23 protein-coding genes are annotated in these 22,103 nt (G+C 66.9%); 14 read left to right on the top strand and 9 right to left on the bottom strand.

All coding sequences use genetic code 11. The features are described from left to right. The first annotated feature begins 43 nt into the window (after positions 1 to 43). From AAFP35_RS20620 to AAFP35_RS20585, 8 genes are all read left to right on the top strand, one after another. Positions 44 to 958 carry an oxygenase MpaB family protein gene (locus AAFP35_RS20620; protein ID WP_419223510.1) on the top strand — a complete coding sequence of 305 codons (915 nt, stop codon included), beginning with the start codon at positions 44 to 46 and terminating at the stop codon, positions 956 to 958. Positions 959 to 1,062: 104 nt separating this feature from the next. Further along, positions 1,063 to 1,761 (top strand): GntR family transcriptional regulator, encoded by a 699-nt coding sequence (locus AAFP35_RS20615; RefSeq protein WP_419223509.1) that lies wholly within the window; start codon positions 1,063 to 1,065, stop codon positions 1,759 to 1,761. A gap of 67 nt (positions 1,762 to 1,828) precedes the next feature. Beyond that, positions 1,829 to 2,539 carry an HAD family hydrolase gene (locus tag AAFP35_RS20610; RefSeq protein WP_419223508.1) on the top strand — a complete coding sequence of 237 codons (711 nt, stop codon included), beginning with the start codon at positions 1,829 to 1,831 and terminating at the stop codon, positions 2,537 to 2,539. Next, positions 2,536 to 4,881: a glycoside hydrolase family 65 protein gene (locus tag AAFP35_RS20605; RefSeq protein ID WP_419223507.1), complete on the top strand. Its 2,346-nt coding sequence runs from the start codon at positions 2,536 to 2,538 to the stop codon at positions 4,879 to 4,881. Before AAFP35_RS20610 ends, AAFP35_RS20605 begins: the two co-directional genes overlap by 4 nt. A gap of 200 nt (positions 4,882 to 5,081) precedes the next feature. Then, positions 5,082 to 5,999, top strand: coding sequence for a hypothetical protein (locus tag AAFP35_RS20600; protein ID WP_419223506.1), 918 nt, complete (start codon positions 5,082 to 5,084; stop codon positions 5,997 to 5,999). A 182-nt stretch (positions 6,000 to 6,181) separates the two neighbouring features. Continuing rightward, the gene (gene metG, locus AAFP35_RS20595; protein WP_419223505.1) at positions 6,182 to 7,741 is read left to right on the top strand and encodes a methionine--tRNA ligase; all 1,560 of its coding nucleotides are present in this window, start codon (positions 6,182 to 6,184) and stop codon (positions 7,739 to 7,741) included. Continuing rightward, entirely contained in the window at positions 7,738 to 8,910 is a 1,173-nt protein-coding gene (locus AAFP35_RS20590) for an aminodeoxychorismate synthase component I (protein ID WP_419223504.1), read from the top strand. The genes metG and AAFP35_RS20590 overlap by 4 nt, the downstream gene beginning before the upstream one ends. Before the next feature lie 132 nt (positions 8,911 to 9,042). Further along, positions 9,043 to 10,335, top strand: a complete 1,293-nt coding sequence (locus AAFP35_RS20585) for a transcriptional regulator (protein ID WP_419223503.1) — start codon at positions 9,043 to 9,045, stop codon at positions 10,333 to 10,335. On the opposite strand, the gene rsmI is transcribed toward AAFP35_RS20585, so the two are convergent. Next, entirely contained in the window at positions 10,250 to 11,116 is an 867-nt protein-coding gene (gene rsmI / locus AAFP35_RS20580) for a 16S rRNA (cytidine(1402)-2'-O)-methyltransferase (RefSeq protein WP_419223502.1), read from the bottom strand. The two genes, AAFP35_RS20585 and rsmI, sit on opposite strands and share 86 nt — an antisense overlap. Before the next feature lie 129 nt (positions 11,117 to 11,245). Between rsmI and AAFP35_RS20575 the strand changes: the two genes are divergently transcribed. Then, positions 11,246 to 12,766 carry a dolichyl-phosphate-mannose--protein mannosyltransferase gene (locus tag AAFP35_RS20575; protein WP_419223552.1) on the top strand — a complete coding sequence of 507 codons (1,521 nt, stop codon included), beginning with the start codon at positions 11,246 to 11,248 and terminating at the stop codon, positions 12,764 to 12,766. Here AAFP35_RS20575 and AAFP35_RS20570 read toward each other — a convergent pair. The 6 genes from AAFP35_RS20570 to AAFP35_RS20545 form a co-directional block, all read right to left on the bottom strand. Then, entirely contained in the window at positions 12,702 to 14,333 is a 1,632-nt protein-coding gene (locus AAFP35_RS20570) for a BCCT family transporter (protein ID WP_419223551.1), read from the bottom strand. The two genes, AAFP35_RS20575 and AAFP35_RS20570, sit on opposite strands and share 65 nt — an antisense overlap. 140 nt (positions 14,334 to 14,473) lie before the next feature. After that, positions 14,474 to 14,851, bottom strand: a complete 378-nt coding sequence (locus tag AAFP35_RS20565; RefSeq protein ID WP_419223501.1) for a GntR family transcriptional regulator — start codon at positions 14,849 to 14,851, stop codon at positions 14,474 to 14,476. 35 nt (positions 14,852 to 14,886) lie between these two features. After that, positions 14,887 to 16,113, bottom strand: coding sequence for an arginine deiminase (locus AAFP35_RS20560; protein WP_419223500.1), 1,227 nt, complete (start codon positions 16,111 to 16,113; stop codon positions 14,887 to 14,889). Positions 16,114 to 16,150: 37 nt separating this feature from the next. Then, entirely contained in the window at positions 16,151 to 17,386 is a 1,236-nt protein-coding gene (locus AAFP35_RS20555) for an MFS transporter (protein ID WP_419223499.1), read from the bottom strand. A 104-nt stretch (positions 17,387 to 17,490) separates the two neighbouring features. Further along, entirely contained in the window at positions 17,491 to 17,937 is a 447-nt protein-coding gene (soxR, locus tag AAFP35_RS20550) for a redox-sensitive transcriptional activator SoxR (RefSeq protein WP_419223498.1), read from the bottom strand. 57 nt (positions 17,938 to 17,994) lie between these two features. Then, the gene (locus AAFP35_RS20545) at positions 17,995 to 18,855 is read right to left on the bottom strand and encodes a universal stress protein (RefSeq protein WP_419223497.1); all 861 of its coding nucleotides are present in this window, start codon (positions 18,853 to 18,855) and stop codon (positions 17,995 to 17,997) included. 130 nt (positions 18,856 to 18,985) lie between these two features. On the opposite strand from AAFP35_RS20545, the gene AAFP35_RS20540 reads away from it, so the two are divergent. Next, positions 18,986 to 19,330, top strand: coding sequence for a hypothetical protein (locus tag AAFP35_RS20540; protein ID WP_419223496.1), 345 nt, complete (start codon positions 18,986 to 18,988; stop codon positions 19,328 to 19,330). A 38-nt stretch (positions 19,331 to 19,368) separates the two neighbouring features. On the opposite strand, the gene AAFP35_RS20535 is transcribed toward AAFP35_RS20540, so the two are convergent. Beyond that, the gene (locus AAFP35_RS20535) at positions 19,369 to 19,623 is read right to left on the bottom strand and encodes a type B 50S ribosomal protein L31 (protein ID WP_419223495.1); all 255 of its coding nucleotides are present in this window, start codon (positions 19,621 to 19,623) and stop codon (positions 19,369 to 19,371) included. Further along, complete coding sequence (gene mrf, locus AAFP35_RS20530) at positions 19,620 to 20,990, bottom strand: ribosome hibernation factor-recruiting GTPase MRF (RefSeq protein ID WP_419223494.1); 1,371 nt, start codon at positions 20,988 to 20,990, stop codon at positions 19,620 to 19,622. The genes AAFP35_RS20535 and mrf overlap by 4 nt, the downstream gene beginning before the upstream one ends. 97 nt (positions 20,991 to 21,087) lie before the next feature. Between mrf and rpmB the strand changes: the two genes are divergently transcribed. From rpmB to rpsR, 4 genes are read left to right on the top strand one after another with little or no spacing between them, the layout of a single operon-like run. Beyond that, positions 21,088 to 21,324 (top strand): 50S ribosomal protein L28, encoded by a 237-nt coding sequence (rpmB, locus tag AAFP35_RS20525; protein ID WP_419223493.1) that lies wholly within the window; start codon positions 21,088 to 21,090, stop codon positions 21,322 to 21,324. Beyond that, a complete protein-coding gene (gene rpmG, locus AAFP35_RS20520; RefSeq protein ID WP_419223492.1) occupies positions 21,324 to 21,488 on the top strand; it encodes a 50S ribosomal protein L33 in 165 nt (54 codons plus the stop codon). Before rpmB ends, rpmG begins: the two co-directional genes overlap by 1 nt. Further along, the gene (gene rpsN, locus AAFP35_RS20515) at positions 21,488 to 21,793 is read left to right on the top strand and encodes a 30S ribosomal protein S14 (protein ID WP_419223491.1); all 306 of its coding nucleotides are present in this window, start codon (positions 21,488 to 21,490) and stop codon (positions 21,791 to 21,793) included. Before rpmG ends, rpsN begins: the two co-directional genes overlap by 1 nt. 40 nt (positions 21,794 to 21,833) lie before the next feature. After that, a complete protein-coding gene (gene rpsR, locus AAFP35_RS20510) occupies positions 21,834 to 22,097 on the top strand; it encodes a 30S ribosomal protein S18 (RefSeq protein WP_419223490.1) in 264 nt (87 codons plus the stop codon). Positions 22,098 to 22,103 lie beyond the last annotated feature (6 nt).

Here is a 22,103-nt window from a genome sequence, read left to right as displayed (position 1 = left end):
CACGCCGTCACGCGGCGTCCACCCCACTCGAAAGGCACGACCCATGGCAGCGAGCTACCTGCCCGTGATCGAGGACGCGACACCGGAGCTGACCACAGCGAAGACCCGGATCGAGATCACCACCCGCAAGAGACGGGCGACCGGTCTGCGTAAACCCGCGGTGATCCAGGAAGCCCTGGACTTCTGGTCGTTCGCCGGAGGCGCGGCCAACGTCGTCATGCAACTGGGCTGGCCCGAGGTCGCCTACGGCGTCATGGAGAGCAAGGTCGAATCCGGCGCACTGACCAAACACCCGTGGAAACGGGCCCGCACCACCGGCCAGTACCTGACCGTGGCGATCCTCGGCACCGACGAGGAGAAGGCCGCGTTCCGCGAGGCGGTCAACTCCGCGCATCGACATGTTCGGTCCGACGAGCAGAGTCCGGTCAAGTACAACGCGTTCAACCGTGAACTCCAGATGTGGGTCGCCGCATGCCTGTTCATCGGGTTCGAGGACACCCATCAGCTGCTTCACGGTGTGATGACCGACGAGGAGGCCGAGACGTTCTACGAGTCCGCCAAACCGTTGGGCACCACGCTGCAGGTCCCCGAGGACATGTGGCCCGCCACCCGCGCGGACTTCGACCACTATTGGAACATCGCCTGCCAACGAGTCGTCATCGACGACGCCACCTGCGACTTCCTCAACGACCTCGTCGACCTCAAGATGATCAACCCACTCATCCGGCTGCCATTCGTCAATCTCCTGCGCTTTCTGACCATCGGTTTCTTGCCGCCGCTCTACCGTGATCAGCTCGGCTTGGAATGGACCGAAGACGACCGCCGCCGCTTCCAACACCTGTTCACCTTCGTGTCCGTGGTCAACAAGTTCCTGCCCAAATCGATCCGATTCGGCGGCAATCGGATGCTCATGCGCGATCTGCGCCGCCGGATCAAACACGACAAGGCGATGGTGTGACGAGTCGATCGGGCGCAGCCCACCGGGGCGCATGTGTCGCAGCACACAGTACGGTGGGATGAGACCATCATGTCACATATATGCGTAGACGAGCGGAGACGACGATGACGACCGGACTGCGGCGCAAGCAGTTGACCGACGAGGTCGCCGATCACCTGCGCATGCAGATCATGACCGGCCACTTCCACCCCGGCGACTACATCCGGCTCGACGAGACCGCATCCGCGTTGGGTTGCAGCGTCACCCCGGTCCGTGAGGCATTGGTCACCCTGCGTGGCGAGGGTCTGGTGCGGTCGTCGCCACACCGCGGCTTCATCGTGGAGACGCTGGGTCGCGGCGACATCGTCGACATCTTCTGGATGCAGGCGGAATTGTCGGCGCGGTTGGCCACCCACGCCGCCGACAATCCGGAGCTCAGCAAGCACCTGGCGACGATGCAGGCCATCGTCGACACCCTGGAAGAAGCCGTGGGCGTCGGCGATCAGTCACGGATCCTCAACGCCGAGTTCGCGTTCCACCGTCAGGTCAACATCACCGCCAACAGCAAGAAGCTGGCCTGGTTCGTCTATTCGGCGAGCAAGTACAACCCGCACGAACTCTATGCCCGCGACCCGGAATGGGGCCGTCAGGCGGTGGCCAGCCATCGTCGGCTCATCGGCTATCTGCGGACCGGCGACACGGCCGCCATCCGCACCGAGATCCACACCCGATTCGACGACGCACGCGATCGTCTGATCCGCCAACTGGAGTCGATCGACTTCTGGGACGAGTCGACCTCGAACGCCGCTGCATCACCCGCCTGACGAATCGCCGCGACCCGATAGCCCGCATGACGCGCCAGTCATGGCGCGGACAGGTAGCGTTTCGTTCGTGTTGGGTTTGCCAGAGACCACAACGGTCGCGTTGTTCGATCTCGACGGGGTGTTGACGTCCACCGCCGTGCTGCACCGACGCGCGTGGAAACAAGCGTTCGACGCGTTCCTGTCGCAACGGGATCCAGAAGGCTTCGCGCCGTTCACCGAACAGGACTACCTCGACTACGTGGACGGTCGACGCCGCGAGGACGGGGTGCGCGCATTCTTGCACTCCCGCGAGATCGACGACGTCGACGAACAGACGTTGGCCGCCATCGGGGACGGCAAGAACGAACTGTTCCTCGCGACCCTGGAGTCAGACGGGGTCGACCCCTACCCTGGGTCGGTGCGTTACCTCGAAGCGGCCCGCCGGGCCGGTTTGCGCATCGCCGTCGTCACGTCGTCGAAGAACGGAGCAGCTGTGCTCGATGCGGCAGGCATCAGCGAATTCGTAGAGGTGCGGGTGGACGGAGCCGAGACCGCCGCCCGCGGCCTACCCGGGAAACCCGCGCCCGATTCCTTCCTCCTCGGCGCCGAGCTGATGGGGGTGAGCCCCGACGGCGCAGCCGTTTTCGAGGATGCGATCTCCGGGGTGCAGGCCGCTGTCGCGGGCAAGTTCGGCTATGTCGTCGCGATCGACCGGGTGGGCGGCGGCCAGGCCGAGTCGATGCGTTCGGCAGGCGCCGACATCGTCGTCGGTGACCTCGACGAATTGCTGCCGGCATGAGCGGGCTCGAGCACGGCTTCGACGTCCACCCCTGGCAGCTGCGCTGGCGCGGACTCGATGTCGACATGCTGGGCCGCACCGAGACGCTGTTCGCGTTGTCGAACGGACACATCGGTCTGCGGGGCACCTTCGAGGAGGGTGAGCCGGTCGATCATCCGGGCACCTACCTGAACGGTTTCTACGAGCTGCGGGGCCTGCCCTACGCCGAAAGTGGCTACGGTTACCCGGAATCCGGTCAGACCGTGGTGAACGTCACCGACGGCAAGGTCATCCGGCTCCTCGTCGAGGACGAGCCGATGGATCTGCGCTACGGCCGCACCGTGGAGCACGAACGCGTGCTCGACTTCCGCACCGGCACCCTGCGCAGGCACACGCTGTGGACCTCCCCCACCGGACGGACCGTTCGGATCCGGTCCGAACGACTGGTGTCGTTCACCAAACGCACCATCGCGGCCATCCACTACGAGGTGGAGCCGATCGGCGAGGACATGAAGCTGGTCCTGCAGTCCGACCTGCTCGCCAACGAACCGGTACCGCCGCCCGGCAACGATCCACGTCTGGCCGCAGCGCTCGATCAGCCGCTGGTGTCGGATCTGCACGCCTGCCGCAACTACTGGGGCATGCTCGTCCACCACACCAAGCAGTCGGGTCTGCACGTGGCGGCCGGGATGGATCACGAGATCGACCTGCCCGATCGGGCCGACACCTTCATCCGTGCCGATCCGGACCTGGCCCGCCTGACCGTCGCGACGAATGTGCCGCAGGGAACGAAACTCTCGGTGACCAAGTACATGGGTTACGGGTGGTCGGCGCGCCGATCGGTGCCCGCGCTGCGCGCCCAGGTCGACGCCGCACTGGCGATGGCCATGGAAACCGGTTGGGACGCTTTGAAAGCCGATCAGATCCAGTATCTGGAGGACTTCTGGCGCGACGCCGACATCGAACTCGACGGCGATCCGGAACTGCAGCAGGCGGTGCGGTTCGCCCTGTTCCACGTGTTGCAGGCCGGCGCCCGCGGGCAGTCCCGCGCCATCCCGGCCAAGGGGCTCACCGGTCCGGGTTACGACGGCCACACCTTCTGGGACACCGAGAGTTTCATCCTGCCGATGCTCACCTACACGGTGCCCGCCGCGGCCGGAGAAGAGCTGCGATGGCGACATGCCACGATGGACAAGGCCAAGAGCCGCGCGGCCGAGCTGGGTCAGCGCGGTGCGATGTTCCCGTGGCGATCGATCAACGGCGACGAGTGTTCGGGCTACTGGCCTGCGGGCACCGCGGGTGTGCACGTGTCCGCCGACATCGCCAACGCCACCGCCCGATACCTGAGGGCCACCGATGACGAAAAGTTCGAGACCGAATGTGGCGTCGAACTGCTGGTGGAAACCGCTCGCCTGTTCGCTGGCCTCGGGCACCACGACGTCAACGGCAAGTTCCGCATCGACGGGGTCACCGGTCCCGACGAGTACACCGCCGTCGTCAACAACAACGTCTTCACCAATCTCGCTGCGCAGCAGAATCTTCGGGACGCGGTCGCGGCCGTGCACCGTCGACCCGATCTGGCCCGCGACCTGGGTGTGACGGTGGCCGAGGCGGCGCACTGGGAATCTTGTGCCGACGACATGACCATCCCGTTCGACGATGCACTCGGGGTGCACCAGCAATGCGAGTCGTTCACCTTGCTCGGCGCGTGGGATTTCGAGTCGTCGGTCGGCAGATATCCGCTGCTGCTGAACTATCCGTATTACGACCTCTATCGCAAACAGGTCGTCAAACAGGCCGACCTGGTGTTCGCGATGTACACGTTCGGGTCGTCGTTCACCCCCGAGCAGAAGCTGCGCAACTTCGACTACTACTACCCGTTGACGGTGCGCGACTCCTCGTTGTCGGCGTGCTGCGAGGCGGTCGTCGCGGCAGAGGTCGGCTACCTCGACCTCTCCTACGACCTGATGTGCGAATCGGTGTTCACCGACCTGCACGACCTGCACGACAACGTGTCGAGCGGATTGCACATCGCCGCGTTGGCGGGCGCATGGACCGACTGCGTGGCCGGTTTCGGCGGGATGCGCGACTTCGGGGGCAAGATCACCTTCGCGCCGCAATTGCCGTCCCGGCTGACCTACCTCTCGTTCCGCATGTGCATCGGCGACTCGAAGATCGTGGTGGCCATCGACCGCGCCAAGGCAACCTATCGGCTGCTGTCGGGTCCCGGCATCGAACTCTCGCATCACGGGTCGAAGTTCACCCTGGACGGCAATCCGGTCACGCTCGACATCCCGGAGCCGGCCAAGCTGGAAGCGCCCAAGGCGCCTCCGGGTTGCGAACCGTATCGTCGGGTCGACTGACTGGCCGCTCGGCCAAAGCACCCGGCGTCAGTGCGCACCTCGACGCAGCCACCCTCGACGTCAGCAAGCACCTCGACGACAGGCACCTCGTCTTGCGGTTGCCACCTTCGCGCGCGCGAAGGTAGGAACCGCGAGATGAGGTGGCTGTGTTCGGGCGGAGATCGTGGGAGCCGATCGATCCCGTCGAGCGTCCAATTGTCATGGACGACTTCGGTAGGTTTCGGCACGCCGTCAACAAGCAGGAACTCATCGCGGCCGGGTTCACCCGTGACGACGTGCGCGCCGGCGTGCGCGGCGGCCGTCTCGAGGCGCTCGCGCCCGGGGTGCTGATATCGGTCGACCTGCTCGACGGCACTCCCGAGCAGCGTCACCGTGAACTGTCGACAGCGTGGATACGTCGGCACCGCGGTCCCGACCGCGCCCTGGGCGGGGTGTCCGGGGCGTCGGTGCTCGGCCTGCCCGTCTGGGGCCTGGCGACCGATCGTGTCGTGATGGTCGACCACACGCGGCCGCCGGGAAGCCGCACGACGTCACGCATGCGGCTCGTCACCGACCGTCGGCCACCGTCGGTCGAGATCGTCGACGGTGTGCCCGTGCAGTCTCCGGCCCGGATCGTCGTCGATATCGCCCGGACTGCAGCCCGCATCCCGGCCATTGCCGTCGGCGACGCGGCCCTGCATGCCGGACTTTGCACGGTCGACGATCTCCAGAACGAACTCGACCTCATCGATCGCATGACCGGCGCGGCACGGGCACGGCGCATCGTTCCGGAGATGGATGGCCGCGCCGAGTCCGTCCTCGAGTCGCGAAGCCGGATCGAACTGATCGATGCAGGTCTGCCCGCACCGGATCTACAGGTGGATCTGTACGACGCGCTGGGCCAGTGGGTCGCACGTGTCGACTTCTATTGGCGCGAGCTACGAACCGTCGGCGAGTGCGACGGACGGCAGAAGTACGAGGGAGAGCAAGGCCAGGCGACCATGCTCTACGAGAAGACGCGCACCGACGCCATCGTCGAACTCGGCAACAGGGTGGTGCATTGGGGATGGGCCGACGTCGACGAGTCGGCGCCACTGGCCGCGCGACTCCGTCGGGCCTTCAATGGTCCGACCGGATAGAGCCACCTCATCTTGCGGTTGCCACCTTCGCGCGCGCGAAGGTGGCAACCGCGAGATGAGGTGGCTACGTCGGCCCGCACGGGCACGCGCGCGGTGCGAGGGACGCCGAGCGCAACGACGCGGAGCGCGGCACGTGCGTGGTTCGTCCGCGGCGCCGACCACCAAGTATTCTGGCGGACACTATGGCCTCTGACGCATCAACCTCCCACGGCGCAGGCAAGCCGTACTACATCACCACGGCGATCGCCTACCCGAACGGTGCACCGCACATCGGGCACGCCTACGAGTACATCTCGGCCGACGCGCTCGCCCGCTTCAAGCGCCTGGACGGCTTCGACGTCCGGTTCCTCACCGGGACCGACGTGCACGGGCAGAAGATGCAGCAGACCGCGGCATCCGAGGGTGTTCCGACGGCGGAGTTGGCGAAGCGCAACTCCGATCGGTTCCAGACACTCCAAGAACATCTGGGCTCGAGCTTCGACCGTTTCATCCGGACCTCCGATGCCGACCACAAGGTCGCGTCCGAGGCCATCTGGCGTCGGATGACCGATGCGGGCGACATCTACCTCGACAAGTACTCCGGCTGGTACGACGTCCGCGACGAGACGTTCTACGCCGAGTCCGACACCACCGTCGACGACAACGGCAACCGCATCGCATCCGACTCCGGGCATGTCCTGACGTGGACGGAGGAGGAGACCTACTTCTTCAAGCTGTCCGCCTATCAGGAGAAGTTGCTCGACCTCTACGAGACGCAGCCCGACTTCATCGGCCCCGATGTGCGCCGCAACGAGGTCGTCAGCTTCGTCAAGGGTGGGCTCACCGATCTGTCGATCTCGCGGACCACCTTCGACTGGGGTGTCCCGGTCCCCGACCATCCCGATCACGTCATGTACGTGTGGGTCGATGCGCTCACGAACTACCTGACCGGCGTGGGGTTCCCCGACGACACGGAGACCTTCGCGAAGTACTGGCCTGCCGACCTGCACATCATCGGCAAGGACATCATCCGGTTCCACTGCGTGTACTGGCCCGCGTTCTTGCTGAGTGCAGGCATCGAACTGCCGAAACGTGTGTTCGCCCATGGCTTCCTGTTCAACAAGGGCGAGAAGATGAGCAAGTCGGTCGGCAACGTCGTCGATCCGGAGACCCTCATCGACGAGTTCGGACTCGATCCGCTGCGATATTTCTTGCTGCGTGAGGTCTCCTACGGGCAGGACGGCTCGTACTCGACCGAGGCCATCATCAGCCGGGTGAACGCCGACCTCGCCAACGAGTTCGGCAATCTCGCACAGCGCACCCTGTCGATGATCGGCAAGTACTTCGACGGCGCGGTACCCACCCCCGCCGCCTTCACCGCCGACGACGAGACCCTGCTCGACCGGGCGGCCGGCCTCCTCGACCAGGTGCGAGGCCACTTCGACACCCAGGCCATTCACCTGGGCATCGACGCCATGTGGTCGGTCCTCGCAGACACCAACCGCTACATCTCGGCGCAGGAACCGTGGAAGCTGGCGAAGACGGATCTCGACCGGACCGCCACCGTGCTGTACGTGTGCGCCGAGGTCGTCCGCACGGTCGCACTGCTCGCACAGCCGGTGATGCCCGACGCGACCAACCGCCTGCTCGATCTGCTCGCCGTCGATCCGAACCGTCGACAGTTCAGCGCCGTGGACGAACGGCTCGTCGCAGGCACCACCCTCCCCAAGCCGTCGCCGGTCTTCCCCCGCCACGAGGCGTGACCACTTCCGCGCTCGACGTCCTGCGCGCACTGCGCGCGCACACCACCGCGGCCGGGTTGCCCGGCCCGGCGGCCCTGGTGGGCGACTGGTGGGGCGCCGACGCGGTGATCGCGCCGTCGGTGCAGTTGCGCCCGGGCTTCGCCCCACCCGACGATCCGGATCGTTTCTGGATCGGCTATCTCGGGTTCCCGGTGCGCGCCGACGAATCGCGGATGCCGCCCGCCGTGGGTGGGCTCACCGGGGCGATCCTCACCCTGCGCGACGGGCGCTGGGAGTACGAGGACGTCGACGGCGCACCGTGTCCGGCCTGGATCGTCGAGGCGTTGGACACGCAGGAATCCACATCCGAGACCGGTTGGTCGGCGGACTGGGAGGCTCCTCGACGGGAGCCCCACGAGGACGCGATCGCACAGTGCCTCGACGCGATCCGAGCCGGCGAGGTCTACCAGGCGTGCGTGTGCACGCGGTTCACCGGAACCGTCTCCGGTGATCCACTGGAGTTCTACGCGTCGATCACGGCGAACACCATGCCGGCGAAATCTGCTTACCTGCACGGCGATTGGGGCACGGTGGCCAGTTTTTCACCGGAGACCTTCCTGCGGCGCACGGGCAACCTGATCTCGTCGTCACCGATCAAGGGCACCGTCGGCGCGGATGCCGACCCGGACACGTTGTCGTCGTCGGCCAAAGACGTGGCCGAGAACGTGATGATCGTGGACCTGGTACGCAACGATCTCGGACGCGTCGCCGTCACCGGCACGGTTCGAGTACCCGAGTTGCTCTCCGTGGTCCGCGCCCCCGGGGTGTGGCATCTGGTGTCGCGGGTGGAGGCGATCCTGGATCCGGCCGTCGGCACCAACGAGCTGTTGCGCGCCACGTTCCCGCCGGCGTCGGTCACCGGCACCCCCAAGATCCGCGCCGCCGAATTGTTGGGATCGTGGGAGACCGATCCGCGTGGTGTCTATTGCGGCGCAGTCGGGATGACAGGCCCGGGCCGTGGCCTCGACCTCAATGTGGCCATCCGGACGGTCGCGATCACCCCGGACGGCATGGCCGCCCTGGGGGTGGGCGGCGGCATCACCATCGACTCGGATCCGGCGCTCGAATGGCAAGAGTGCCTGGACAAAGCGGCAAGCATCGTCGGTGTTCACGGGTCCGCCGACAACTGACGACCGTTCGTCGTACCAAACCGTCCGCTCGTCGCGTCACACGGCACATTCACCGCACAAACCGGCCGAGTTCCCGGTCAATCGTCAACCGAGCCTCCCCCGCCCCGGAAGCGCTGGGGTAGCATTTCCCGTATGCGCCGAACCATACTGCCAGGTACGGAAGGTGCGGGGGTTGTCGGCCCGCGTGAACGCGTCGCCGCAGAGATGACGGTGGACCTGCCGGCGCACAGCTCCCGCGCCGAAGTCGTCGCGTCCTGGCAGCGCGCCCTGGACGCAGGCGTCGACACCGACCGCCACGCTCCGTACCAGATCCGATCGGCCGAGACCGACGATCGTCGCAGGCTCAGCCCCCTCGGTGACGGGGCACAGCGTCTGCAGAAGGTCTTCGCCGAGACCACCGACGATTCCGACCTGATGATGGGCGTCTTCGACGCCGACGGCGTCCTGCTCTGGCGTGGGGGTACGTCGCGCTGGCTGGGTGTGGCCGATCGACTCGGTCTGGTCGAGGGCAGCCGATGGGACGAGTCGTCCACCGCGACCACCGCGGTCGGCCTGGTGATGCACGACCATCGCCCCACCCGTGTGGTGGGTACCGAACACTTCAGCCGGGCGCTGCACGCGCTGTACTGCGCCGCGGCGCCGATCCACGACCCACGGACCGGTTCGATGATCGGCATGGTCGGCCTCTCCGGACCGGTCAAACGACTCCAGGCATCGTCGACGGCGTTCGCGGCGAGCATGGCCGCGCTCGGCGAACACGAGATCGCAGCCGCTCATGCCCGCTCGCTCATCGACCTCCGCAACAGCGCAGGGGCCAGCCTCACGGGCATCCGCGGGCCTGCCATCCTCGTCGACGCGAACGGCTGGGTTGCCGACAGCCGCGGTTGCACCCCTCCCAACTCGGTCGCCGCGCCGAGCACCAACGCCAGCCAGTTCGTGCCCGGGATCGGCACCTGCGTGGCCGAACCGATGGGCTCCGGCTGGCTGCTGCGGCGCGTCGGACCGTCGAATCCGATTGTCGCCGAACTGGATCTGCGAGGCGAGCCGTCACTGACGGTCGCCGGCGACGGCGACGAGTGGCGCACCGTCCTCACCCGCCGTCACGCCCAGATCCTGCTGTTGCTCGCCGAGGCCTCCGACTCGGGCCTGACCTCGTCACGACTGAGCCGACGGATCTTCGGCGACCCCGGTCACGTGGTCACCGTGCGCGCCGAGATGTCCCGGTTGCGCCGCGCCGTCGGCGCGCTGATCACCAGCCGTCCCTATCGGATGGCGCCCGGCGTCACCCTGCACGTCGCCGCCGACACGTCGTCAACCGATCTCGCGGTGACCGCCGACCTCACGGAGACTGCGGATCTTCTCGCCGCCGACGTTCCAGGACAGCCTGATACAGATCACGCCGGGAAGCACCGCCGGCCTGCGTGACCGCCGCGCATGCGTCCTTCAGGCGCATGCCGTCGGCGACCAGGGCCACCACATCGTCGACGAGTTCGTCCATACCCTTCTGTTCGGCGGATCCGCCCTCGACCACGACGGTGATCTCCCCGCGGACCCCGTCGGCCGCCCACTCCGACAGTTCGGCGAGCGAACCCCGACGGACCTCCTCGTAGGTCTTGGTCAATTCGCGGCACACCGCGGCCCGACGGTCCCCGCCGAGGACGTCGACCGCGTCCGCCAGTGTGTCCGCGAGCCGGTGTGGTGATTCGAAGAACACCGTGGTGCGTGACTGGTCGATCAGGCCGGCCAACCACTCCCGCCGCGGTCCGGGACGGCGCGGGGCGAATCCGTCGAAACAGAACCGTTCGGACGGCAACGCCGACACGGCCAGCGCCGTGGTGACCGCGGACGGGCCAGGCAGACAGGTGACCCGCAAGCCGGCCTCGGCGCAGGCTGCCACGAGTTTGAATCCGGGATCGCTGACCGACGGCATGCCGGCATCGGTGATCAACAGCACTGTCGATCCCTCGGCGATCGAGGAGACGAGGCCGGGGGTACGTGCCGCCTCCACCTGGTCGTAGTAGCTGAGCAGCGTGCCGCCGATGGTCACGTCGAGGGCCGAGGCGAGGTTGCGGGCGCGGCGGGTGTCCTCGGCGGCAACGATGTCCGCGGACTCGAGTGCCATGCGCAGTCGCGGCGACGCGTCGTCGGCCTGTCCCATCGGGGTGGCCGCGAGGATCAGACAACCGGCCGGTTCAGGAGAAGTCATCGGTGATCAGCTTACGAGCGCACGCCCACTACCATCGGACGGGTGACCAATGCCGCCGTCCTGGATCGCCGATTCGACGACGAGAACGGCGGCACCGCCGGGCCGTTCGACCGGGGGCGAGCCGAGGATCTGGGCAACCGTCCGGGGCCCGCGATCCCGGCGCCGCTCTTCGGCGCCCCGGACCGCATGCGTGGCCTGCTGGTCGGGGCGGTCATCGCCATCGTCGCCGCCGTGACCCGATTCTGGGACCTGAGCCATCCCACTGATCAGGGCACCCCGGTGTTCGACGAGAAGCACTATGTGCCGCAAGGCTGGCAGGTGCTGACCGGCGGCAACTGGATCGAGGACAACCCCGCCTACGGGCTGGTGGTCCATCCGCCGGTGGGTAAATGGCTGCTCGCGGCGAGCGAGTCGGTCTTCGGCTACGGGCCGCTCGGCTGGCGGGTGGCACCCGCGATCGCCGGGATCGCGATCGTCGTGCTCGTCTACTGCACCGTCCGGCGACTGTCCCGGTCGACGTTGATCGGCGCCATCGCGGGAGTGTTCGCCATCTGCGACGGCGTCCTGTTCGTCCAATCCCGGATGGGCATGCTGGACATCTTCCAGGCCGCATTCGTGGTCGCGGCGTTCGCCGCGCTGGTCGCCGACCGCGATCAGGTGCGGGCCCGGATGCATCGCGTGTACCTCGAGGGCCGCATGGGCGACAGCCCCTACGGACCGCGGCTGGGCTTTCGCTGGTATCGCTTCACCGCGGGCGTGATGCTCGGTCTGACCTGCGGCACCAAGTGGTCGGGCATCTATTTCGTGATCGCGTTCACGCTCCTCGCGATCGGGTTCGACGTGGCCAACCGCAAGGCTTATCACGTCGAACGCCCGTGGCGCGGGGTGCTGCGCCGCGACTTCTTCCCGGCCGGCATGAGCCTGGCCGTGATGCCGGTGGTCATCTACCTCGCCACGTTCATCCCGTGGTTCAACAGCGAGACCGCGGTGTACCGATACGAGGTGGGCAACCAGATCGGGACGGGTGGACCGTTCTCCTGGGTGCCCGGGGCATGGCGTTCACTGTGGTTCTACGAGGCAGGGATCCTCGAGTTCCATGCGGGCCTGACCAACTCGGCGGGCAATCACCACCCGTGGGAATCCAAACCGTGGACGTGGCCGATGAGCCTGCGCCCCATGCTGTACGCGATCGAGAACGGCCCCGACCAGTGCGGTGGCGGGGAGTGCGTGCGCGCGCAGATGTTGATCGGCTCCCCCGCACTCTGGTGGGTGGCGCTACCCATGGTGGCGTGGGGGCTGTGGCGGTGGCTGGTGCGACGCGATTGGCGGTACGCCGCCGTGCTCACCGCCTACGGCGCAGCCCTGCTGCCGTGGTTCGGCGACCTCGATCGCCAGATGTACTTCTTCTATGCGACGGCGATGGCGCCGTTCTTGGTGATGGGCGTGGCGCTGTGTTGCGGAGATCTTCTCCGCAGCGGCGCGGCCGCCGCCCGACGCAGACCCGAACGCCGGACCCTGACGATCCTGGTGGTCGCGATCTACGTCGGGCTGGTGGTCACCAATTTCATCTGGCTGTGGCCGATCCTCACCGCGAGTCCGATCTCTCCGGAGGAGTGGCATCAACAGATCTGGTTGCCGAGTTGGGGCTGACCGGCTCGCTGCCGTTCGGGCCACCATCCAGGTAACCGCCGACCGACGAGAACTCGCTCGTCGCGATCTCACTCGCCTGCTGCCGGATGTGTTCGTCGATTTCCTCGCGCAGTTCCAGACGGGCGACGATCAGCGGATCGTTGCGGAGGTCGCGATAGAGCGACACACACATCGCGATCATCACCACCACGAACGGCAAGGCAGCGATGATCGCCATCTGTTGCAGGCCGTTCAGGCCGTCGTCACCGCTGATCGCCAGCAACAACGCCGCCACCGCACCGGTCAGGACACCCCAGAAGACAGTCACCAGGCGCGATGGCTCGTGCGCTCCCCGCTGTGAGAGCGAACCCATCACGATCGACGCCGAGTCGGCCCCGGACACGAAGAAGATCGCCACCAACAGCATCACGAGCGCCGACGCGATCGCCGTCCAGGGCAGGTTTGCCAGCACGTCGAACAGCGTGGCCTCGCTGTCGTCCAACGGCAGATTCTTGCCGTCGGTCTCCTGCCGGATCGCGGTGCCACCGAACACGCAGAACCACACCAGCGACACCGAGGTCGGCACCAGCATCACACCGATGACGAACTCGCGGATGGTGCGCCCCTTGCTGATCTTCGCCAGGAACAACCCGACAAACGGCGTCCAGGAAACCCACCAGGCCCAGTAGAAGATCGTCCACGAGGCCAGCCACTCCTCACCGTCGGCATCGACGGTGGCACCCGATCGCGCGGAGAACATCGGGATGTCGTTGAGGTAGGCGCCGATGGTCGTGGGCATCAGGTTGAGGATGAACACGGTGGGGCCGACGACGAACACGAACACCGCCAGGATCAGGGCGAGCACCATGTTGATGTTCGACAGCCACTGGATGCCGCGTGCGATCCCGGACACCGCCGACGCGACGAACGCGGCGGTCAACACCGCGATCACGGCCACCAGCAGCATCGTGGACGGCTCGTCCACCCAACCGACCTTCGACAGACCCGAACCGATCTGCAGTGCGCCGAGGCCCAGCGACGCGACCGTGCCGAACAAGGTCGCGAAGATGGCGAGGATGTCGATCACCTTGCCGATCGGCCCGTTCTCACGACCACCGAGCAGCGGCGCGAACACCGCGCTGATCAGCTGCCCGCGTCCACACCGGTAGGTGCTGTAGGCGATCGCCAGTCCCACCACGGCGTACATGGCCCACGGATGGAATCCCCAGTGGAACATGGTGGTCGCCATGGCGGTCTGCACATCGTGCGCGTCGTATCCGGGCGGAGCATTGACGAAGTGGAACAACGGCTCATACGAACCGAAGAACATGAGACCGATGCCCATACCGGCGCTGAACATCATCGCGATCCAGCTGATCGTCCGGTACTGCGGCTTGTCGCCATCGTGTCCGAGAGGTATGCGGCCGTACTTGCTGGCCGCCAGGTAGACGGCGAAGACGACGAAGAACGTCGCGGACAGGATGAACAGCCATCCCATGTTGTCGGTGATCCAGCCCAGTGCGTTGGAGCTGGAGGTGTTGAGGCTGTCGGAGTCGACAAGACCCCAGATGACGAAGGCCAGGACTATCGCCGCGGTGACGCCGAAGACCCACGGATCAGTATCGGTGAGTCGGGCGCCGCGTCGAGGGTCCGACCGGGTTCCTTTCGTTCCATGTTCCGTTGTCACTCGTTCACACAATCAAATATTCATTCGCGTGGCTACACGAATCACCCCTGTCGCGTGGCTTGTGTCACCAACGTGACAATCGTCGCGTCGTCGATGCCGAGCGCCCGCAGGGCCTGCACATGGTCGACGGTCGCTCGTTGTGCCTGGTCCATCGCCGCGTCCGGACCTGCCTTGATGAACGACCCGTTGCGTCCCCGGGTCTCGATCACGCCTGCCGATTCCAGCTCCCGATAGCTGCGTGCCACCGTGTTGGGCGCCAGGTCGAGGTCGGCGGCCAGGGTGCGGACGGTGGGGATCCGCTCGCCGACCAGCAGTTCGCCCTTGCTCACCAACTCGATGACACCCGCCCGTACCTGTTCGAACGGCGGAACCGCACCGTCGTGGTCGATGGTCAGCATCGCAGCCAGATCCACGCTCATCGTTCTGCTCGTCCTCCGAATTCTGTGGTCGTCGCTCAGACGGGGTCGCGGGCGATCGGGCAGGACATACAGCGTGGCCCGCCGCGCCCCGACCCCAGCTCGCGGCCCTCGATCTCGAGGACCTCGATCCCCGCATCGCGCAACCGGCGGTTGGTCTCCACGTTGCGGTTGTAGGAGACGACGACGCCCGGCTCGAGCGCCAGGGTGTTGTTGCCGTCGTCCCATTGTTCGCGCTCGGCCGTGACCGGGTCGAGCCCGGTGTCGATGACCCGGAGTTTCTCGATCTGCATCGCCTCCGCCGCGGCCTCGACGAACGGGCGCGCACCGGTCACGCTGACCATGTCGTCGACGTGATGCAGCGTGAACGCCGACATCGACTCCGCGATGTTCGGGTACATCACCACCGCATCCACGTCGACCATCGTGCACACCGTGTCCAGATGCATGAACGCCCGCTCTTGCTGGATCGGCACAGCCAGCACCGTGTGCGCGAGACCGTCGTCGAACAGGCTGCGCGCCAACGCTTCAGCACCGGCCGGCGTGGTCCGCTCCCCCACACCGACCGCGACCACCCCGGGGGTCAGCAGCAACACGTCACCGCCTTCGACCGGGGCCACCTGCGACTCGTAGGCACGTCGGGCCCCGATGAACCGCGGATGGTGCGCGTAGATGAGATCGGTCAACGACGCCTCCCGGGCCCGGGCGGGCAGGGCCAGCGACGTGATCGCGAACCGCGGTCCGATCCAGAACGAGCTGTCCCGGGTGAACAGCAGGTTGGGCAGCGGCTCGATCGCGAACTCGGGACCGTGATGCATCCGCCGGACCAACGACGACCGCGCCGCCGACGGGGTCACGGGCAGTTCGTCGAAGGTCATCCCCGCGGTCAGCACATGAGCGAGTTCGGCGGCAGGTAGACCGCGCAGATGACTTGCGAGGTCGTCGGCGAGATGGGTCCCGAGCCTGCGGGCGCTGACCGCGGCGGCGATCCCCTGGATCCGAGCGGCACCGCTGTGCTCGATCGTCTCGGCGAGCAGGGTGCCGAGCAGGAAGACATCGACCCCGCGGGCACGCAACAGCGCGGCGAACGCGTCGTGATCCTCCTGCGCCCGGTCCACCCACGGCAGCCCGTCGAACAACAGCTGATCGTTGTTTCGTGGTGTGAGACGGCGGAGTTCGTCGCCGGGACGATGCAGCATCACCGCGCGCAACCGGCCCACCTCGGAGGTCGAGCCCAGGGGATAATCGGCCGCCGCGCTGCTCATCCACCAACCGTAGAGGTTCGTCGGCGTCCGCACCGGATTACCCGGTCGCGTCGGGGTCCGGGTCTGGTTCCGGGTCGGTCACATGAGCCCTGCTACCCACCACGGCGGGTGCGGTCTCCGCGGCCAGCGACCACAACACGAAGGCCACGGCGGTGACGACGCCGGTCAGGACGAACGCCGGGCCGAAACCTGCACTGTCGGCGACGAAGCCGACCACGACGGGTCCGCTCACCGCCCCGAGGTCCGACGACATGCCATAGGCGGCCAGCGCCGAACCGCCCTGCTGACGATTGCCGAGGACGTCGGCGAGCGCTGCCTGATGTGTCGGCGCGAACAGGCCGGACCCGGCTCCGGCTGCCGCGCACAGCAACAGCGCGACCACCAGGTTCGGCGCGAAGCCCAGTGCCGCGGTGCCCGCGGTGGCGATTGCCAGCCCGGGCAGCATGATCGGGCGTCGTCCGAAGGTGTCCGACAGTCGCCCGGCGACGACGATGGCCGCGACATTGCCGACCGCGAAGGCCGCCAAGGCCACCCCGGCCATGCTGGCCGACTCGTCGAGGGCATCGGTGATGAACAGCGGCACCACCGCCACCCGCACACCCATCGACGACCAGCCCTGCGCGAAGTTGGAGGCCAGCACGGCCCGATAGGTCCTGTCGCGCAACGCGGTCCGGAATCGGATCACACCCTCGGAGCTCTGTGTCCCCGGTTCGGGACGATCCCCGTGGTCACGCAGTTGGGTGGCCACCACGATGGCCGCGATCACCAGCGCGATCGCGTACACGACGAACGGCATCCGCAACCCGAAACCCAGCAGCGCGCTACCGATCAACGGGCCGGTGATGTTGCCGATCAGAAAACCCGCGGAGAAGAACCCCGACACCCGGCCGCGGATGTCCCCCGGTGACATCCGGATCAGCAATGCCATGGCCGACACGGTGAACATCGTGGAGCCGATTCCGCCGGCCGCACGGAAGATCAGCAGTTGCCAATAGCCCTGCGCGAACGCACAGGCGAACGTGCTCAACGCGACGATGAGCAGACCGATGAGGTAGATGCGCCGCTCACCGAACACGGTGACCAGGCGCCCGGTCGTCGGTGCGAACACCAACCGCATGACCGCGAATGCGGAGACCACCGCCGATGCGGCGGTCAGGCTCACGTTGAAGGTGCGGGCGAAGGCGGGCAGGGCGGGAGCGATGAGCCCGTACCCGAGCGCGATCACGACGTTGGCGGCCAACAGGACCCAGATCCCGCGGGGAATCTGTCTCACCGCGTCCCCTTCGTGTCCGTCGGCGCCAGCATGATGCACACCCTAGCCAGCCGCCCCGGGCATCTCGTCACCGAGACCGGCAGCCGGGCCGCGCACCTCAGGTGTCAGTCGCGCATCAGTCGACGTGGACCGGGACCGAGCTTGTTCATCTCGTCACCGGGGTTGAGCAGGTGACATTCCCCCAGCGACAGGCATCCACATCCGACGCAGGAACCGATCATGTCGCGCATGTTCTCCAACAGGGCGATCCGGTGGTTGATGTCGTCGATCCAGCGTTTGGACGCCGCCTCCCACATGGATTTCGGTGGCGACTCGTGATTGCCGAGTTCGGACAGGACATCCGCGATCACCGCGAGCGGGATTCCCGCAGACTGGGAGGCGCGGATGAACGCCACCCGCCGCAACATCGCCCGGTGGTAACGACGTTGATTGCCGGAGGTTCGGCGGCTGAAGATCAGGCCCTGATCCTCGTAGAACCGGACCGCCGACGGGGCGATGCCGGCGCGCTGCGCCAGCTCACCCACCGAGAGCTCGAGCTTTTTCAGCGTCACGGGCCCATCGTAGGCGACTTCAAGCGAACTTGAAGTCGCCTACGACCGGCGGGTCCGTCAGGTACGGACGACCATCACCGGCACATCGGACTGGTGCAGGATCTTCTGGCTGGTCGAGCCGAGCAGGAGCCCCTTGAAGCCGCCGCGGCCACGACTGCCCACCACGATGACCTGCGCGTCGGCACCGGCGGTGTCGAGCACCGCCTTGGCGGGCTCCTCCGGGATCACCACCCGCTCGACCACGACATCGGGATAGTTCTCGCTGTACCCCGCCAGCCGTTCGGCGACGGCCTGCACCGCCTCTTCGGACATCCGGGCGATCTCGTCGGGCTCGATCCCGTAACCGTGCAGCGCATCGACGTCCAACGGTGTCCAGGTGTGCACGGCGACCAGCTTGGCCTTGCGCAACGCCGCCTGACGGAACGCTTCGGCGACCGCGGCATCGCTGACCGGCGAGTCGTCGACGCCGACGACCACCGGTCCGTCTCCGCCCGGACCGGTCACCACCACGACACGGCCGTGGAAGTGCGCGGCCACCGTGACGCCGACGGAACCGAGGAACAGTCCCCGCACCGACCCGAGGCCACGGGTGCCCAGCACGATGGTGCCGGCATCCTTACCGAGTTCGAGGAGCGCGCGCGCCGCGTCGCCCTCGACGATGGACGACTGCACCGAGACACCGGGCGCGGCCTGCTCGGCCAGCGCGGCCGCGGCCTTCACCGCATCTGCGGCGTCTTGCTTGATCGCGTCGACGACGTCCTGCGGGATGATGAGGCCAGGCGCGTAGTTGCTGGTACTGATGTCGTAGACACCGACCAGCCGGAGTTCGACCTCCTCCACGGCAGCGGCCTTCGCAGCCCACTGCACGGCGGCGTTGGACGCATCCGACCCATCAACACCGACCAGTATCGCACTCATCTCGGGCCTCATCTCCTCACGTGGACAACATTGACCTCTCCTATCCATCCTGCCCCGCCGACGCCTCCTCGGCAATGGCAAAAGGTCCCGGTCACAGGACTTTTCACAGCAGGGTAGGCTCAAAGAAGCCATGCGTACACATACCGAATCCGAGACGAACACAGTGGACGACGAACCCAACAGACCCGCACCGACCGGTGACGAGATGCGCCAGGCCGTCGTACACGGCTGTGTCACAGTCGGTTTCGCCATCGCTGCACTGTTGGTCGCGGCCGCATCGAGCGACGGAGTCCGAACCGCGCTGATCATCGCCGCACCGGTCATCATGCTGGTGGGCGCGCTCACAGCCCTGTGGCGGACCTACCGGAACTGGAAGCGCGGCGGGAAATGGCAGGTCTGGCAAGGCGCATCATGGTTCCTGCTCGCCACTTTCGTCATCTTCCTCTTCGGCACCGGTCCGGTTCTGGTGTCCTGAGCGGGACACCGAAATGAAAACCGTTGTTCACCCGACCATTACGCTCGGCCGTGGTTCGGGTACCGACGCCGGAACCGCTCCACGCGGCCCGCGACGTCGGCCACCCGCGCCACCCCGGTGTAGAACGGGTGCGATTCGCTGGTGACGTCCACGGTGATTCGCGGATAGCGGTTGCCGTCGATCCAGTCGACCATGTCCGTGGAGGTCGCAGTGGACCGGGTGAGGAACTCATGCCCGGTCGATGCGTCCGCGATCACCACCGGCTGATAGTCGGGATGAATGTCTCGCTTCACAGGTAATCCTCTCGGGTCTCGTTGATCTCGATGCCACCGAACACTTCGGCGGTCGGTGTGGTCGACTGGTCGAGGTCGTCGCAGGGATCACTGTGGAAGGCGCCGAACGGATCCTCGTAGGTGCGCCAAAAATCGGGCCCCGCAGCGAATTCCACCTCATTCAGGCAGGCGCCCCGCAAGGTCTCGGCAATCGCGGTCGGGTCGGCGCGGTGCACCAGCACCACCAGTGACGTGTGCCGGTCACCGTAGGTGTCGTCCCAGCGCAGCGCCGCCATCGCGCGACGCTCCGGATCGACTCGTTCGCGGTCGGCCTCGTCCATCGCCGCGACCCACCGACCCCCGGGCGCCACCTGTAGCGCGCCACCGGCCGATTCGAGCCACAACGCGTGGTCGGGGTCGGCCGCCGACCACAGCCGTCCGCGCGCACAGACGACACCGTCGAGCAGCGAGTCGATGGCCTCGTGCAGCCGACCCGGGTGCATCGGCCTATCGGAGTGGAACTCCATCCACGTGACGCCGCAGTCGTCGGTCAGCGGCGGTTCTCCCCGCAGCAGCGGGTCATGTGGGCCGTCGACACGACCGCGTCGCGCCGTGGGGCCCACCGACGCCACGAGCCGCTCGGCCAGCAGCGGGGTGAGCCGGCGTTGTGGGAGCTCCATCATTATGGGCGCACCCGGAGCGAGACGTTTGAGCACTGCCGCGAGCCGGGCCGACTCCCACGCGTCGCGCATGGCCGGGTCGCACCCTGCCACCACGATGGCGTCGGCGAACGCCACCTGCCCCACCGCCAGCTGCGCGAGGGTCCGGTCATCATCGGCGACGTTTCCCAGGCCCACCTCCGACACCGCCAGATCTCCGGTGGCCGCCTCCAGCCAGTCGAACTCGGCGACGCAGGCGAGGGTCGCCTCGATCCGCACGTCACGGGCAGCCGGCCCGTCCACGAAGCCCGGCATGTCGGCCACCAGCACGTTCTCGATCGACCAGCAGATGCGTTCCGGCTCGAGAACCGGGTCCAACGCCACGACGATCCGGCGCACCGACGACCGGCGGTGCAGACGACGCAGCAACGGCAACAGATCCTCGCGCAGGGTGCACGAGACGCACCCGTGGGCGAGTTCGATCTCGGTCTCCCGGTCGCGGTACTGCCCGGAACGTTCGACCCACCGCAGACGGCGCCGCACATGTCCGTCGTCGACCCGGTCGAGATCGTGGTGAACCAGGACGTCACCACCAGATCCCGTCGGGTCGACGAGCGCTTCGGCCGCCCGGATGACGGCGGCCCGGTCCAGCCCGGTCACCAGGATGATCGGTGTGCGATGGTCACTGCCGCCCCGACTTCGCACGCCCGCCGCCAGTTCGTCCTCCACAAACCCTCCTTATTGGAAACAATTTCCATTTATGCGTCGCCGACGCTACCGTGAGTCGAGCCTTAACGCCAATCGTTTTCAACAAGAGGAGGTCGTCGTGTCTCGACGATGCCAGGTGACCGGACGCGAACCCGGGTTCGGCAAACAGGTCTCGCACTCGCATCGGCGGACATCGCGGCGGTGGAACCCCAACGTGATGCGCCGCCGCTTCTACGTGCCGAGCGAGGGCCGATACGTGACGCTGCGCGTGAGCGCCAAGGGCATCTCGACCATCGACAAACACGGAATCGAGTCGGTACTGGCCACGATGCGTGCCCGGGGAGAGAAGATCTGATGGCCCGCAACGAGATTCGCCCGATCGTCAAGCTTCGCTCCACGGCCGGCACCGGATACACCTACGTCACCCGCAAGAACCGCCGCAGCGACCCGGATCGACTGGTGCTGCGCAAGTACGACCCCGTGGTCCGACGCCACGTGGAGTTCCGAGAGGACCGCTGATGGCCAAGAAGTCCAAGATCGTTCGCGACCGACAACGCCGTGAGACGGTGGCGCGCCACGCGCAGACACGGGCCGAACTCAAACGCGTGATCGCCGCGCCGACCACGAACATCGACGACAGGCTCGACGCGCAGCGCCGTCTGGCACGTCTACCCCGCGACGCGAGCCCCACCCGTCTACGCAACCGTGACGCGGTCGACGGCCGACCACGCGGTCACATCCGCAAGGCCGGGTTGTCGCGAGTTCGTTTCCGCGAGCTCGCACACCGCGGCGAGTTGCCCGGGATCCGTAAATCGAGCTGGTGACCGGACCGGGCCACAGGAGTACACCCAACAGGAGGAAACCTTGTCACGCAAGAACATCGGGCGACCGTCGGACCCACCGGTGAAGCGGGCCCGCAATCTGCTGACAGCTGCGGGTGTGCACCCGGACGGCCGCAACCCGGTCGACTACAAGAATGTCGCACTGCTCCGCCAGTTCGTCTCCGACCGTGGCCGCATCCGCGGCCGGAGGGTCACCGGCCTGACACCCCAGCAGCAGCGGCAGGTGGCCACGGCCATCCGCAACGCCCGCGAGATGGCGTTGCTGCCGTATCAGTCCCGGCGCTGAACCCGG

The organism is Gordonia sp. CPCC 206044, assembly GCF_048537895.1.
In the GTDB taxonomy this organism is placed as follows: Bacteria; Actinomycetota; Actinomycetes; order Mycobacteriales; family Mycobacteriaceae; genus Gordonia.
This window is presented reverse-complemented; position numbering and strand designations above follow the sequence as displayed.